General features: G+C 64.5%; 11 protein-coding genes. 6 read left to right on the forward strand and 5 right to left on the reverse strand.

Annotated elements, in window-relative coordinates; genetic code table 11:
- Positions 1-203: 203 nt before the first annotated feature.
- Positions 204-848, reverse strand: coding sequence for an arylesterase (locus AC07ZH_RS08695; protein WP_119107359.1), 645 nt, complete (start codon positions 846-848; stop codon positions 204-206).
- Positions 849-875: 27 nt separating this feature from the next.
- On the opposite strand from AC07ZH_RS08695, the gene AC07ZH_RS08700 reads away from it, so the two are divergent.
- The 5 genes from AC07ZH_RS08700 to AC07ZH_RS08720 all read left to right on the forward strand — a co-directional run bounded on the left by AC07ZH_RS08700 (position 876) and on the right by AC07ZH_RS08720 (position 8,097).
- Positions 876-1,568: an ABC transporter ATP-binding protein gene (locus tag AC07ZH_RS08700; RefSeq protein ID WP_119107360.1), complete on the forward strand. Its 693-nt coding sequence runs from the start codon at positions 876-878 to the stop codon at positions 1,566-1,568.
- A gap of 84 nt (positions 1,569-1,652) precedes the next feature.
- Positions 1,653-2,399 carry a 23S rRNA (guanosine(2251)-2'-O)-methyltransferase RlmB gene (gene rlmB / locus AC07ZH_RS08705; protein ID WP_495199396.1) on the forward strand — a complete coding sequence of 249 codons (747 nt, stop codon included), beginning with the start codon at positions 1,653-1,655 and terminating at the stop codon, positions 2,397-2,399.
- A gap of 99 nt (positions 2,400-2,498) precedes the next feature.
- Positions 2,499-2,891: a glutaredoxin family protein gene (locus AC07ZH_RS08710; protein ID WP_495199397.1), complete on the forward strand. Its 393-nt coding sequence runs from the start codon at positions 2,499-2,501 to the stop codon at positions 2,889-2,891.
- Between the two features lie 206 nt (positions 2,892-3,097).
- Complete coding sequence (locus tag AC07ZH_RS08715) at positions 3,098-3,544, forward strand: PaaI family thioesterase (protein ID WP_495199398.1); 447 nt, start codon at positions 3,098-3,100, stop codon at positions 3,542-3,544.
- A 191-nt stretch (positions 3,545-3,735) separates the two neighbouring features.
- Positions 3,736-8,097 (forward strand): PAS domain S-box protein, encoded by a 4,362-nt coding sequence (locus AC07ZH_RS08720; protein ID WP_495199399.1) that lies wholly within the window; start codon positions 3,736-3,738, stop codon positions 8,095-8,097.
- 163 nt (positions 8,098-8,260) lie between these two features.
- Here the strand turns inward: AC07ZH_RS08720 and AC07ZH_RS08725 are convergent, their stop codons facing one another.
- The 4 genes from AC07ZH_RS08725 to AC07ZH_RS08740 all read right to left on the reverse strand — a co-directional run bounded on the left by AC07ZH_RS08725 (position 8,261) and on the right by AC07ZH_RS08740 (position 11,712).
- Positions 8,261-9,169, reverse strand: coding sequence for a diguanylate cyclase domain-containing protein (locus AC07ZH_RS08725; protein WP_495199400.1), 909 nt, complete (start codon positions 9,167-9,169; stop codon positions 8,261-8,263).
- 203 nt (positions 9,170-9,372) lie between these two features.
- Entirely contained in the window at positions 9,373-9,975 is a 603-nt protein-coding gene (locus tag AC07ZH_RS08730; protein WP_119107365.1) for a chromate transporter, read from the reverse strand.
- Complete coding sequence (locus tag AC07ZH_RS08735; protein ID WP_495199401.1) at positions 9,972-10,550, reverse strand: chromate transporter; 579 nt, start codon at positions 10,548-10,550, stop codon at positions 9,972-9,974. The genes AC07ZH_RS08730 and AC07ZH_RS08735 overlap by 4 nt, the downstream gene beginning before the upstream one ends.
- A 112-nt stretch (positions 10,551-10,662) precedes the next feature.
- Positions 10,663-11,712, reverse strand: coding sequence for an AI-2E family transporter (locus AC07ZH_RS08740; protein WP_119108471.1), 1,050 nt, complete (start codon positions 11,710-11,712; stop codon positions 10,663-10,665).
- A 235-nt stretch (positions 11,713-11,947) separates the two neighbouring features.
- Between AC07ZH_RS08740 and AC07ZH_RS08745 the strand changes: the two genes are divergently transcribed.
- Positions 11,948-14,824 carry a 2-oxoglutarate dehydrogenase E1 component gene (locus tag AC07ZH_RS08745; RefSeq protein ID WP_495199402.1) on the forward strand — a complete coding sequence of 959 codons (2,877 nt, stop codon included), beginning with the start codon at positions 11,948-11,950 and terminating at the stop codon, positions 14,822-14,824.
- The last annotated feature ends 5 nt before the right edge of the window (positions 14,825-14,829 follow it).

Raw genomic sequence — 14,829 nt, forward strand, 5'->3', positions numbered from 1 at the left:
CAGTGGCCGTTCATTTAAGAGGCACACACATTGGCAACACCCAACTACGGATACGAGAAGCGCCAGCGCGAGCTTGCAAAAAAGAAGAAAAAGGAAGACAAATTGCGTGCTAAGGCCACGGGAGCGCGGCAGGGTGGCGCAGATGCGCCGTACTCCCATGGAGATGCGCCAGCGCCAGCCGACAGCCAGAACCCCACAGCTTCCTAACGCAGCAGTGGCTCCAGCGTTGGCCAGACGTTCTCCAGCATGCGGGGGTGCGCCTCTGCGCGCGGGTGGATGCGGTCGGCCTGGAACTGGCTGCTGGCATCGGGCCCGTCGGCAATGCCCTTGAGCAGGAACGGCACCAGCGCCGTCTGCTGCTCGCGCGAAACGTCCACGAACACGTCAGCGAACTTGCGCGCATAGCTTTGCCCATAGTTCGGCGGTACCTGCATGCCCAGCAACAGCACGCGGGCTCCGCTCGCCTTGGCGGCTTGCACCATGGCGCGCAGGTTGTCCGCGGTGCTCTGTAGCGGCAGGCCGCGCAAAGCGTCGTTCCCTCCGAGTTCAATCACCACGACGGTCGGTTGGTGCTGGCGCAGCAGTGCGGCCATGCGCGAGCGCCCGCCTGCCGTGGTGTCGCCGCTGATGCTGGCGTTCACCACTTTCCAGGGGGTTTTCCCCTTCGCCAGGCGCGCTTCCAGCAGTGCGACCCAGCCGCTGCCGCGGGCAATGCCGTATTCGGCGCTGAGCGAATCGCCCACCACCAGCACAGTGCGTGCCTGAACGCCGGCTGCGGCGTGTGCGGGCAGCCAAAGCCCCGCAGCGGCGCTTGCGAGCGCAGCCGAGATAAAGTCGCGTCGATGCATGCTGCAATTCAAAACCCGGGGCCTTTCATGTCTGAACCCTCCGCACTCTCCACACCCATTATTGCCGTGGAGAAGCTGTGCAAGTCGGTGACCGACTCCACCGGCACGCTGCAGATCCTGCGCGACATCGATTTCACCGTGGCACCGCGTGCCACCGTGGCCATCGTCGGGGCCTCGGGCTCGGGCAAGAGCACACTGCTGTCCCTCATCGCCGGGCTCGATACGCCCACCAGCGGAACGGTGCGCCTGGCCGGGCAGGATCTGTTTGCCCTGGACGAAGACGAGCGCGCCGCGCTGCGCGCCCGGCAGGTGGGCTTCGTGTTCCAGAGCTTCCAGCTCATGGCCAACCTCACGGCGCTGGAGAATGTCATGCTGCCGCTGGAACTGGCCAACCGGCCGGGTGCCCGCCGTGCGGCGCAGGAGATGCTGGCGCACGTGGGCCTGGCGCAGCGGTTGAACCACTATCCCAAGGTGCTCTCGGGCGGCGAGCAGCAGCGGGTGGCGCTGGCGCGCGCCTTTGTCGTGCAGCCCTCGGTGCTGCTGGCCGATGAGCCCACCGGCAGCCTCGACTTCGCCACCGGCGAGACCATCATGGAACTGATGTTCCGCCTCAACCGCGAGCAGGGGACGACGCTGGTGCTGGTCACCCACGACCGCGGCATTGCCGAGCGCTGTGACACCAGCATCACCATTGAAGCCGGAGCAGTGGTAAAAACTTAAAGTCTTTTTGGCCTCTAGCGCTTATGGGGTAAGCGCTTGCAGCTATGAAAAATGTAGTTTATCCGCCGCCCGGATAATCTCCCCATGTCCAGCCCCAAAGTTCTCTTCGGCTTTCACGCCGTCGGTGTGCGCCTCAAGACGGCGCCGCAATCCATTGTCGAAATTTATTACGAGGCCACGCGGCGCGATGCCCGCATGCGCCAGTTTCTCGACCGGGCGCGCGAGGCGGGGGCCCGCCTGATCGAAGCCGACAGCCTGCGCATCGCCAAGCTGGCCGGCAGCCACGGCCACCAGGGCGTGGCCGCGCGCGTGCAGCCTCTGGCGCAGATCACATCGCTCGACGAACTGCTCGAAGACCTGGAGGCCAAGGGCACGGTCAACCCCTTGCTGCTGGTGCTCGACGGCGTGACCGACCCGCACAACCTGGGAGCCTGCCTGCGCGTGGCCGATGGCGCCGGCGCCCACGCGGTGATCGCCCCCAAGGACCATGCCGCCGGCATCAACGCCACGGTGGCCAAGGTGGCCAGCGGCGCCGCCGAGACCATGCCGTACTTCATGGTCACCAACCTGGCGCGCACGCTGGGCGAGCTCAAGGAGCGCAACATCTGGATCATTGGCACCAGCGACGATGCGCCGCGCACGCTCTACCAGGCGGACCTCAAAGGCCCCGTGGCGCTGGTGCTCGGCGCCGAGGGCGAAGGCATGCGCCAGCTCACGCGCAAGACGTGCGACGAGCTGGTGAGCATTCCCATGCGCGGCGCGGTAGAGAGTTTGAACGTTTCGGTGGCAAGCGGTGTCTGTCTGTACGAGGCGCTGCGCCAGCGGTCCTGACCGCCATCGCCTGGGGGCGCTGCGGCTGCCCCAGTCCCGATGACTTCCCTGTCCTGCCGCTGCTCGTCCAGGGTACCGGCCATCCACTGAAATCCCACGATGAAATCTGTTGTCCGTTATTTTTTTAGAACCTTGCGCGTCCTGCTGGGCCCCGTCATGCTGCTCAAGGAAGCGCTCACGCGGCCGCAAGGCGTCGTGCGCACAAGCGCCGAGCAGGCGTCGGTGGATGCCGCGTGCCGTGGGCTGGCGCTCTACCAGTACAAGACCTGTCCTTTCTGTATCAAGACCCGCCAGGAGATGCGGCGCTTGTCGCTTGACATCACCAAGGTGGATGCGCAGCACGCCGGCCCGGCCCGAACCGAGCTTCTCCAGGGCGGCGGCCAGACCAAGGTGCCTTGCCTCAAGATCACCGATGCTGCGGGTTCCAGCCGCTGGCTCTACGATTCCGAAAAAATCATCGCCTACCTGCGCAGCCGCTTTGCCCCCGCTTGAGCTTCGTGGAGGCCGCTTGGGCAGGGCGATGGCACCTCGGAGACAGCCGCTGACAAGCGCCTTCACCGACACTTTCCGAATGACCGGCCAGCCTTCAGCGCCAGCGCAGATGACCGAAGACTTTTGTCGGTTTTCTGGCGAACCGATGCATGGTGCCAACGCGCAGGCCCGGCCGATTTTCAGAAAGACATCGAGAGGGAGGCCCGGTGAGCGCTGAAGTACAGATTCCGGCGGGGTTCAGCCCCATCGAGGCGGGCGGCCCGTTCATGGACAGCAACGGGCCGCTCTATTTGCTGCACCAGGGCGACGTGGTGAAGTTCGGCTTTCGGGTGGAGCGCCGCCACGTCAACCCCATGAACAACCTGCACGGCGGCATGATGGCGAGCTTTTGCGACATGCTGCTGCCGCTCTCGGTGCACCGCAAGGACAGCACGGTGGGCATGCGCTTTCTGCCCACCATCAGCCTGCAGATCGATTACCTGGCTCCGGCGCCGCTTGGCTGCTGGGTGGAGGGCGAAGCCGAGCTGCTGCGCGCCACGCGTTCGCTGGTGTTTGCACAGGGCCTGGTGCGCGCCGATGGCGTGCCCTGCGCGCGGGTCAGCGGGGTGTTCAAGATCGGGCCGGAGTTCACCCTGGAGTCGGTGAAACCCTGAGAGCTGATGATCGGTCCTGCTTGCTGCAAGTTGCCGTCTCTTGCGCTGGCTCAAACAGACCCGGTATCCAGTCCGCCGCAAGCGCGCACCGCGTTGACGCCACCCATGGTGGCTGTCGATACTGGCTGTTGACCGGTGGCGAGGTTTGGGCCGTTTGGGCACCTTTCCTGCTGCATGCAACAGGAGAGGCCATGGAGCAAGAACCAGGGGCAGGGGCAGGGGCGCAGTCTGCACTGCGACAGGACATCGAAGCGCTGGAGCGGGAGAACCGGGCCCTGACGGCGGCGCTGCAGAGCAGCGAAAACGCGCTCCAAGAGGCGCGCGCTACCTTGGTGCGCAGCGCGGCGTACAACAAGCGCGTTTATCAGGATTCTCCGGTGCCCATCGTCATCATCGACCCGGCCATCGGCATCGTCGATTGCAACCTGGCAGCGGTGCGCATCTACGGTTTTTCCTCGCGCGACGAGGTGCTGGGCAAGATGCCGCTGGATTTCTCGGCGCCCATCCAGTACGACGGCACCGACACGCAGTCTGCGGGAGAGGAGATCACACGCACCATCTTCGAGCACGGCATTGCCAATTTCCTCTGGCGTGCGCGCCGGGCCAATGGCGAGATTTTCGATGCCGAGGTCAATCTCATGGCCTTTGACTGTGGCGGGCGCATTTTGCTGCGTTTCACGGTGGACGATGTTTCGGAAAAGCGCCGCGCCCGGCAGGAGATTGACCGCCAGCAGGCCGAGATCGCCAAGCTGCTGCAGGAGCAGCAGGTGATCTTCGAGAACACCCCCAACGGGATTTGCTATTCGGCCGATGGCATCGTGCTGCGGGTGAACAAGCGTCTGTGCGAAAACTTAGGCATTGCGCGCGGCGATGTGCTGGGTCAGCCGGTGGCGCGCACGCTTTTCTCCAGTGAAGAGAACTACCAGGCCTTTGCCGCCATGGCGGCGCCGCTGCTCAGTGCCGGGAAAGAGGTCCGTACCGAGTGGGAGTTTCGCCGCAGCGACGGCACTTCTTTCTTGGCCATGGTCTCGGGCCAGGGCATCAACATTCCCGGCCACGAGCGCTCCGCCGTGTGGATCTACGAAGACATCACCGAGCGCAAGAAGCTTGAACTTGAGCGCCAGGACAACGAGGGCCGCCTGCTGCGCATTCTGGAGAACAGCCCCGTGGGCGTGGTGATTGGCACGCAGGAAGGGCGGCTGGTGTTTGCCAACCGCCAGCATGCCGCCATGATGGGGGTGCCTGCTGAGGATGTGCCGTCGTACAACACCTACCGCTCCTGGCGCAACCCGGCGGACCGCGACACCTTCATGGAGCAGCTGCGCCGGGACGGCAGCGTGAAGGCCTACCAAGCCGAACTGGTGCGCACCGATGGCACACCCATCACCGTGCTGCTGTCGTCGATGTTGCTGGATTTTTCGGATGGGCGCTACCTCATCTCGTGGCTCTACGACATCACCGAGCGCCAGATCGTGGAGCAGCGCATCGCGCGCAGCGAGGAGCGCCTGAACCTCGCCTTGCGCGGTGCCCACCTGGGCCTGTACGACTGCAGCATCGATGCCCAGGGGCGTATCAGCGACGTGACGGTGAACGACATCTGGGCCGAAATGCTGGGCTACGAGAAAGAGAGCCTGCTGGCCCGCTACCCCGACCACCTGTCGTGCTGGCAAGACCTGATCCACCCCGATGATTTGCCGGAAGTACAGCAACGCTTGCAGCTTTTTCTGGACAACAAGGTGCAGGAGCACCAGGCCACCTTTCGCATGCGCACCCACTCCGGGCAGTGGCGCTGGATTCAGGACACCGGCGACGCCGCCCTGCGTGGCCCAGACGGCCGGCCGCGCCGCCTGGTCGGTATCAACCAGGACATCACCGACCAGAAAATGGCCGAGGCCAGCCTGCGCGACAGCGAGGCCAACAACCGCAAGCTGCTCGATGAGCAGCAAACGATCTTCGACAATGCCCCGAACGGCATCATTTACACCGCCGATGGGGTGATCCTGCGGGTCAACCAGCGCATGGGGGAATACCTCGGCTACGAGGCAAAGGATCTGATCGGTCAGCCGGGCAGCATCATTCACCACTCTGCCGAAAAATATGCCGAATTCGGCGCTCTGGTGGGGCCTTTGCTTGGTGCGGGCCGGGACGTGAATAAGGAATGGGAGTTCGCGCGCAAAGATGGGGGCACGTTCGTGGCCCAGGTGTCGGGGCGGGCCATCCATTCCTCTGGCCACCGCAAGGTGACCATCTGGGTATTCGAGGACATCGCCGAGCGCAAGGCGGCTGAACGTGCCATGGCCGAGGCGCGCCGCGTGGCCGAAGAAGCCACCCGAGCGAAAAGCGATTTTCTGGCCAACATGAGCCATGAAATCCGCACCCCCATGAACGCCATCATCGGGATGTCGCATCTGGCGCTGCAAACGCCGCTGGACGACCGCCAGCGCAACTATGTGGAGAAGGCGCACCGCTCGGCGGTGGGCTTGCTGGGCCTGATCAACGATGTGCTCGATTTTTCCAAGATCGAGGCGGGCAAGATGGTGATTGAGCAGACCGGGTTTCAGCTCGATGAGGTGATGGACCATCTCGCCAACCTGATTGGCCTCAAGACCGAAGACAAGGGGCTGGAGTTGCTCTTCCACGTGGCCCCGGACATTCCGGCGGGCCTGGTGGGCGACCCGCTGCGCCTGGGGCAGATTCTGGTCAACCTGGGCAACAACGCTGTCAAGTTCACCGAATGCGGTGAGGTGGTGATCTCCATTGAAAAAACGGCTGAGGACGCGCAGGGGATCGAGCTGTATTTCCGGGTGCGCGACACCGGCATTGGCATGACGCCGGAACAATGCGCCAAGCTGTTCCAGCCCTTCAGCCAGGCCGACAGCTCCACCACGCGCCGCTACGGCGGTACAGGTTTGGGCCTGGCCATCTCCCGCAATTTGGCCGAGCAGATGGGCGGACGCATCTGGGTGGTCAGCACGTCGGGGCAGGGCTCTGAATTCCATTTCACCGCGCGGTTTGGTCTCCAGGACATCGCCACGACGGCACCCCGCCTGGGCCGCGAAGCACTCCAGGCCATGCGGGTTCTTGTGGTGGACGACAACGCCTGCGCCCGCGAGATCACGGCCAGCATTGCCCTCAGCCTGGGCCTGCAGGTGGATACGGCGATGGATGGCGCGGCTGCCCTTGCCGCCGTGGCCAGCGCCGAGCAGCAGCACCAGCCCTACAACCTGGTGCTGATCGACTGGAAGATGCCGCAGATGGATGGCATCGAAACCCTGCGGCGGCTGCATGAGCATGCGCTCCTTCAGGTGCCTGCCACCATCATGGTCACCGCCTATGGTCGTGAAGAGGCTCTGGGCGAAGCCGAGCGCTGCGGTGTCGCACTGCGCTCGGTGCTGACCAAACCGGTCATGGCCAACCAGTTGCTGGACGCGATTGGCCGCACGCTGGACCATATCGGGCTGGTCGAGCACGAATCAGGCCTGATGGGCCAGGATGCCCGGGCCGCCATGCACCAGTTGGCCGGCGCCCGCTTGCTGCTGGTGGAAGACAACGAGCTGAACCAGGAGCTGGCGCTGGAGCTGCTGCGCCATGCCGGCATGCAGGCCGTGCTGGCCACCAACGGCCAGGAGGCGCTGGATTTGCTTGAGCGTGATGCGTGTTTTGACTGCGTGCTGATGGATTGCCAAATGCCGGTGATGGACGGCTATGAGGCCACGCGGCGAATTCGTGCCCATCCGGCGCTGCGCCATCTCCCCGTGATTGCCATGACGGCCAACGCGATGGCCGGCGACCGCCAACGCGCTCTGGCCACGGGCATGAACGACTACATCGCCAAGCCGCTGGATGTGGGCAGCATGTTCCGCACCATCGCCCGCTGGGTAGGGGCGCGCTGCGCTGTGCCGGGCGCTACTGCACCAGCGGTGCCGGTGCAGGGACCGTTGCCGCCACCTGCCGCATCGGGCCTGCCGCAACTGCCGGGCATCGACACCCGGGCCGGACTGGCAACCACGATGCACAACGAGGGGCTGTACCGCTCGCTGCTGGGCAAATTCCACGCGGGCCAGGGCGCATTTGTGCTGTCCTTTCGGGCCGCGCAAGGGTCTGGCGATGCGAGTGCCCCGGAGCGGCTGGCCCATACCCTCAAATCGGTGGCGGGCAGCATTGGCGCGCGGGGCGTGCAGGCGGCAGCCGCAGCGCTGGAAGGCGCCTGCAGACAGGGCGATGCGGCCCCGCGCATCGACACCTTGCTGGATACGCTGGCTGCTGAACTGGCCCCGGTTCTTGAAGGCCTGGACGCCCTGGTGGTGCCAACCGCCGTGCCCGCCGCGCCTGCCGCCGCACCTGCAGACCCACAGCAGGTGCGTGCGTTCGTGGATGGATTGCAGGAACTGTTGGCAGCGGGAGATTCCAGCTCGCTCGATTGGGTGGCCGCGCAGGCCGGGCTGCTGCAGGCGGCTTGCCCGCAGGCGCACCAAGCGATCGCTGTGGCGATCGAGGGCTTTGATTTTGAGGCCGCGCTGGCCTTGCTGCAGGAGACCGCCCTGGCGCAGTGAGTTAGGGCCATGAACGAGTCCCTCACGCGCCGCGCATCCGTCCCTCGGGCGGTCTGCGGCGTTGCAGATCCTCGCCATAGCTGCGGCGATGACGGCGGTTTGTGCCTTGCCTCCCATCCCGATGGACGGCGCGCGTCATCGCGGTGACTTATTCAGCATCGCCTTAGCGAATGCGTGCCACGAAGCGGTTGCGTCCCGCGCTTTTGGCCTCGTACAGGGCGGCGTCCGCCATGTCCACCAGGGCCTGTGCGGGCTCGTCCGTCTGGGGTATGGCCGTGGTCACGCCCAGGCTGATGGTGACATGGCCGTGCGTGGGCGACTGGGCGTGCTCCAGGCACAGCGCCTCAATGGCGGCGCGCATCTGCTCGGTCAGGCGGCTGGCGCCGCAGCTGTCGGTGGAGGGCAGCAGGCAGGCAAACTCTTCGCCGCCGCAGCGTGCCACCAGGTCGGTGGGCCGCGTCACGCAGGCCGCCAGCGCTTGGGCGACCTGGATCAGGCACTGGTCGCCTCCGGGGTGGCCGTAGTGGTCGTTGTAGGCCTTGAAATGGTCGATGTCGATGGCGATGAGCGACATCGGTGTCTGCGCGCGCGCTGCGCGCTGCCACTCCAGATGCAAACGGTCGTCAAAGCGGCGCCGGTTGCTGATGCCGGTGAGGTGGTCTTGCGTGGTCAGGCGCTCCAGCAGGTCGCGGCTGCGCTTGAGTTCGATGTGGTTGCGCACCCGGGCCTGCACGATGGAAGGGCGTATGGGCTTGACGATGTAGTCGATCGCGCCCAGCGACAGGCCGCGGGCTTCATCTTCCTCGTCGTCGCGGGACGATACGAACAGCACGGGAATCCCCGCCGTGGCAGGGTTCTGCTTGAGCCGGGCGCAGACCTCGTAGCCATCCATGCCGGGCATCATCACGTCCAGCAAAATCAAGTCGGGCGGTTCCGCCGCAGAGGCCAGTGCCAGGGCGCGTTCGCCATTGATGGCCACCTTGACCTTGTAATCCTGCTTGAGCACGGCAGAGATCACCTGCAGGTTCTCGGGGGAGTCGTCCACCACCAGAATGGTTGCCTGTGCTTGCATCAGCGGACCCATGTTGCGTTGACGGACGGCAAAAACGGTTACAGAACGTATTTGCCGCCGAAAAGCATAGGGTGTTTCAGAGGAACTGGTGCCAGAAATCGGTCTCTGGCTGCGCTGGATCAAGGCAGGGAGTGCCCGTGGGCGATTTTGACCATAAGCCACCAGGCAGTCAGCCCCCAGTTGCCGGCGCGAAACGCCAGGCGCTACACCCAGCCCATTGCCCCCAGCACGGCGCCCGCGGCCAGCAGCCACAACAGGTGCAGTTGGGTGCGCCAGACCAGCAGGCCGCAGACCCCGCTCAGCAGCCACAGCGGCCAGTCGGTGGCAGCCACGCCGTTCGCGCGCCCCAGCACCCAGGTGGTGGCGCAGACCAGCCCGACCACAATGGGCGCCATGCCCAGCCGAAAGGCCCGCACGCTGCGGCGCTCGCGATTGCGTTGGGCCCAGCGCGTGGCCAGCAAGGTCAAGGTGGTGCTCGGCAGCATGATGCCCGCCATGCAGACCACTGCGCCCATCAGCGCCCAGGCCCAGGTCGCTGCCGGGCCGCTGCCCGCCTGCGCTGCAGCGTTGAGTCCCACATTCCAGCCCAGCAGGGCGATGAACAGCACGTTGGGACCTGGGGCGGCCTGCGCAAGCGCAATGCTGGCGCCAAACTGCGGGTCGCTGATCCAGCCGTGCTCAGCCACCAGGATGCGGTGCATGTCAGGCGCTGTGCTGATGGCACCGCCCACCGCCATCAGCGACAGCGCGAGGTAGTAGCCAAACAGATGCAGCCAGCTTGGCCAGTCCAGCGCCATTGCCGTCATGGCCGGCCCAGCCTGTGCCAGCTGAGCACGCAGGCTGCGCCGCCCACGACCAGCAGCACCCAGGGAAGGGGAATGCGCAAGCCAGCGATGGCCAGGGCCGTGATCAAGGCCAGCGCGTAGGCCGTGCGCCAGCCCAGTGGGTGCTGGCGCAGCGCGGCGCCCAGCTTGATGGCCATGCCACCAATCAGCCCCGCCGCCACGGCGCCCATGCCGCGCAGGGCTCCCGCCATGGCGGGGTGGTCAGAAAACCGTGCATACACGGTGGCAACGACGAGCAGCAGCACCGTAGGCAACGCCAGCATTCCGGCAAGTGCCGCCAGTGCGCCGCGCAGCCCGAAGTAGCGGTCGCCCATCATCACGGCGAGGTTCACCACGTTGGGCCCTGGCATGACCTGGGCGACGGCCCAGTCCTCAATGAATTCCTCGTTCGTCAGCCAGTGCCGGCGCTCGACCAGTTCGCGCTGCACCACGGCCAGCACGCCGCCAAAGCCCTGCAGTGCCAGGGTGGTAAAGGCGAGAAACAAGGCACGGGGATTTTCCGGGCGGGAAGCCGGGGGCTGAGATGTTGTGGGCATCAGAAATCAAGTAAAAATGGCCTCTAGCGCTTATCTGTCTTACGTGAGCAGCTATACATTTTGGGGTATTCAAGCGCGAGGGCGGATGTCAAGGGCGAACGTAGCCTCGCGCCTACAAACCGTCTCCTGGTGCAAACAGGTCCCAGCAGGCCATGAAGAGCGCGGCAATCACGGGCCCGATGACGAAGCCGTTGAGGCCCAGCAGGGTCATGCCGCCCAGGGTTGAAATGAGAATCACATAGTCGGGCATTTTGGTATCGCGCCCGACCAGAATCGGGCGCAGCACGTTGTCCACCATGCCGATGACGGCGATGCCAAATACAGCCAACACCACCGCCTGCCATACAGCACCGGTGGCAAAAAAGTAGATGGCTACCGGTCCCCAGATGAGTCCTGCGCCAATGGCCGGCAGCAGGGACAAAAACGCCATCAGCACGCCCCACAAAATCGGTCCCTGCAACCCCAACACCCAGAAAATCAGGCCGCCCAGCAGGCCTTGCGTGGCCGCTACCATGAGGTTGCCTTTGAGCGTAGCGCGAATCACGGTGGTGAATTTGCTGCTGAGCCGTGTCTTGTGCCCCTCGTCGAGCGGAACCGCGCTTCTGATGCGCGCGGCCAGGGTGCGGCCATCGCGCAGCAGAAAAAACAGCAGGTACAGCATGACACCGAGGCTGACGACGAACTGCAAGGTGTTCTGGCCGATGTTGAACGCACGCGTTGCGATCAGCTGGCTGGCTTGCACGGATACTGAAGACAGCTTGTTCTGCAAAGACGGAATGTTGGTCAACTCCATGCGGTCCAGCCAGCCAACGGCCCAACTGGGCAGTGCTGCCATGACCTGCTGGAAGTAGGTGCCGAAGTTCAGTTGCCCGGAGCGCGTGCGCTCATACAGGTACGTGGCTTCTTGCACCAGCGAAATCGTCAGCAGGGTCATTGGCAAAATGACCAATACCAGGCACAGGATCAGCGTGGAGAGGGCCGCCAGATTGTGCCTGCCAGGCATGCGCGCGAGCAGCTTGCGGTGCAGCGGTGCAAACAAAATTGCCAGCGCGACGCCCCAGAACACGGCTTCGTAATAGGGCCACAAGATCGCCAGAAAGGCGATGGAGACGAGGATCAGGAGCAGCAAAAAAGTGCGGTCCTGCAGCTTGGAATGCGTCATGAGGCTCATGGTGGGACTGTAACGGTGCAGTCGGGATGGGTTGCACGGGCGGGCCAGGCCAAGAATGTACGCGAGAGCGTCCGCAAGCGCGCTGAAAGCCTATCGGTGGCACAATACCGCCCGTACCAAGGCCCTTCCCCAGCCACAGTCGCATCCGCCAATCGGTTCAGCCGTGTCGCGGAAGGTTTCTTAAACCACCTAATGCTTTCTGGAGAAAGCGAAAGGCCCGCGGAATATGAACGAGACGCCGTCCGTTTACCAAGCCTACCAAGGCAACACCTACCTCTTTGGCGGGAACGCGCCGTATGTCGAGGAGATGTACGAAAACTACCTCGCCAACCCAGGCAGCGTCCCCGACAACTGGCGCGATTACTTCGACGCCCTCCAGCATGTGCCCGCTGCGGACGGCAGCGATGCCCGCGATGTGCCGCACCTGCCCGTGGTCAACGCGTTTGCCGAGCGTGCCAAGCAGGGTGGCACCAAGGTGGTGGTCGCCAGCACGGATGCAGACATGGGCCGCAAGCGCACGGCCGTGCAGCAGCTCATTGCCGCGTACCGCAACGTGGGGCAGCGCTGGGCCGACCTCGACCCGCTCAAGCGCACCGAGCGCCCTGAAATTCCTGAACTCGAGCCAGCGTTCTACGAGTTCAAGGATGCCGACCAGGAAACGGTTTTCGACGCCAGCAACACGTTTTTCGGCAAGGAAAGCATGCCGCTGCGCGAGCTTATCAATGCGCTGCGCGAAACCTACTGCGGCACCATCGGTGCCGAGTACATGTATGCCACTGACCAGAACCAGAAGCGCTGGTGGCAGCAAAAGCTCGAAAGCATCCGCAGCAAGCCGGCGTTCAACGCCGAGCAGAAAAAGCACATTCTTGAGCGTCTCACGGCTGCCGAAGGCCTGGAGCGCTTCCTGCACACCAAATATGTGGGGCAGAAGCGTTTCTCGCTCGAAGGCGGTGAGAGCTTCATCGTCGCCATGGACGAATTGATCCAGGTTGCCGGTGAGACGGGCGTGCAGGAAATCGTCATCGGCATGGCGCACCGTGGTCGTCTGAACGTGCTGGTCAACACCCTGGGCAAGATGCCCAAGGACCTGTTCGCCGAGTTCGATCACACGGCTCCGGAAGATCTGCCGTCGGGCGACGTCAAGTACCACCAGGGCTTTAGCTCCGACGTGAGCACGCGCGGCGGTCCGGTGCACCTCTCGCTGGCGTTCAACCCCTCGCACCTGGAAATCGTCAACCCGGTGGTCGAAGGTTCGGTGCGCGCCCGCATGGACCGGCGCGATGACCCGCACGGCAAGCAGGTCCTGCCCGTGTTGGTGCATGGCGATGCCGCCTTTGCCGGCCAGGGCGTGATCCAGGAAACGCTGGCACTGGCACAAACGCGCGGTTACACCACCGGCGGTACGGTGCACATCGTCATCAACAACCAGATCGGCTTTACCACCAGCGACCCGCGCGACAGCCGCTCCACGCTGTACTGCACCGACGTGGTCAAGATGATCGAGTCGCCCGTGCTGCACGTGAACGGCGACGATCCGGAAGCCGTGGCGCTCGCCATGCAACTGGCCCTGCAGTTCCGCATGGAGTTCCGCAAGGATGTGGTGGTCGACATCATCTGCTTCCGCAAGCTCGGCCACAACGAGCAGGACACGCCCAGCCTGACCCAGCCGCTGATGTACAAGAAAATCGGCCAGCACCCCGGCACGAGAAAGCTCTATGCAGACCGCCTTGCCGCGCAGGGGCTTGGTGAAGGCCTGGGCGACGAAATGGCGCGCGACTACCGCGCCGCCATGGACGCCGGCCGCCACACGGCCGAGCGTGTGCTGACCAACTTCAAGAGCAAGTACGCCGTCGATTGGAGCCCCTTCCTGGGGAACAAGTGGACCGACGCGGGCGACACGGCCATCCCGCTCACGGAGTGGAAGCGCCTGGCCGAGCGCATCACCACCATTCCAGAGTCCGTCACGCCGCACCAATTGGTGAAGAAGGTGTACGACGACCGCGCCGCCATGGGTCGGGGCGAGCACCCGGTGGATTGGGGCATGGGCGAGCACATGGCCTTTGCCTCGCTGGTCGCCAGTGGTTACCCGGTTCGCCTGTCGGGCGAAGATTGCGGCCGCGGCACGTTTACCCACCGCCACGCCGTGATTCACGACCAGAAGCGCGAAAAGTGGGACGTGGGCAGCTATACCCCGCTGCAGAACGTGGCCGAGAACCAGGCGCCGTTCACCGTCATCGACTCCATCCTGTCGGAAGAGGCCGTGCTGGCCTTTGAATACGGCTATGCGTCGAACGACCCGAATACCCTGGTCATCTGGGAAGCGCAGTTTGGCGACTTCGCCAACGGCGCGCAGGTGGTCATCGACCAGTTCATTGCCTCGGGCGAAGTGAAATGGGGCCGCGTCAACGGCATCACGCTGATGCTGCCGCACGGCTACGAAGGCCAGGGGCCGGAGCACAGCTCGGCGCGCCTGGAGCGCTTCATGCAGCTGTCGGCCGACACCAACATGCAGGTGGTGCAGCCGACGACGGCCAGCCAGATCTTCCACGTGCTGCGCCGCCAGATGGTGCGCAACCTCCGCAAGCCCCTGATCATCATGACGCCCAAGTCGCTCCTGCGGAACAAGGACGCGGCCTCGCCGCTGTCCGAGTTCACCAAGGGCGCCTTCCAGACGGTGATACCGGAACAGAACCAGGACGTGGTGAAGAACGCCGCCAAGGTCAAGCGCGTCATCGCCTGCTCGGGCAAGGTGTACTACGACCTGGTCAAGCGCCGCACCGAGATGGAAAGCTTGGACGTTGCCATCGTGCGCGTCGAGCAGCTCTACCCGTTCCCGCACAAGGCGTTTGCCGCCGAGCTCAAGCGCTTCCCCAAAGCGACCGAGATCGTGTGGTGCCAGGACGAGCCGCAAAACCAGGGTGCCTGGTTCTTTGTGCAGCACTACATCCACGAAAACATGGTCGATGGCCAGAAGCTTGGTTACTCGGGCCGCGCCGCCTCGGCTTCGCCAGCGGTGGGCTATTCGCACCTGCACCAGGAGCAGCAAAAGTCCCTGGTGGACGGTGCATTCGGCAAGCTCAAGGGGTTTGTGCTGACCAAGTAAGTCAG

Source organism: Simplicispira sp. GW247-4R2A (assembly GCF_059424465.1).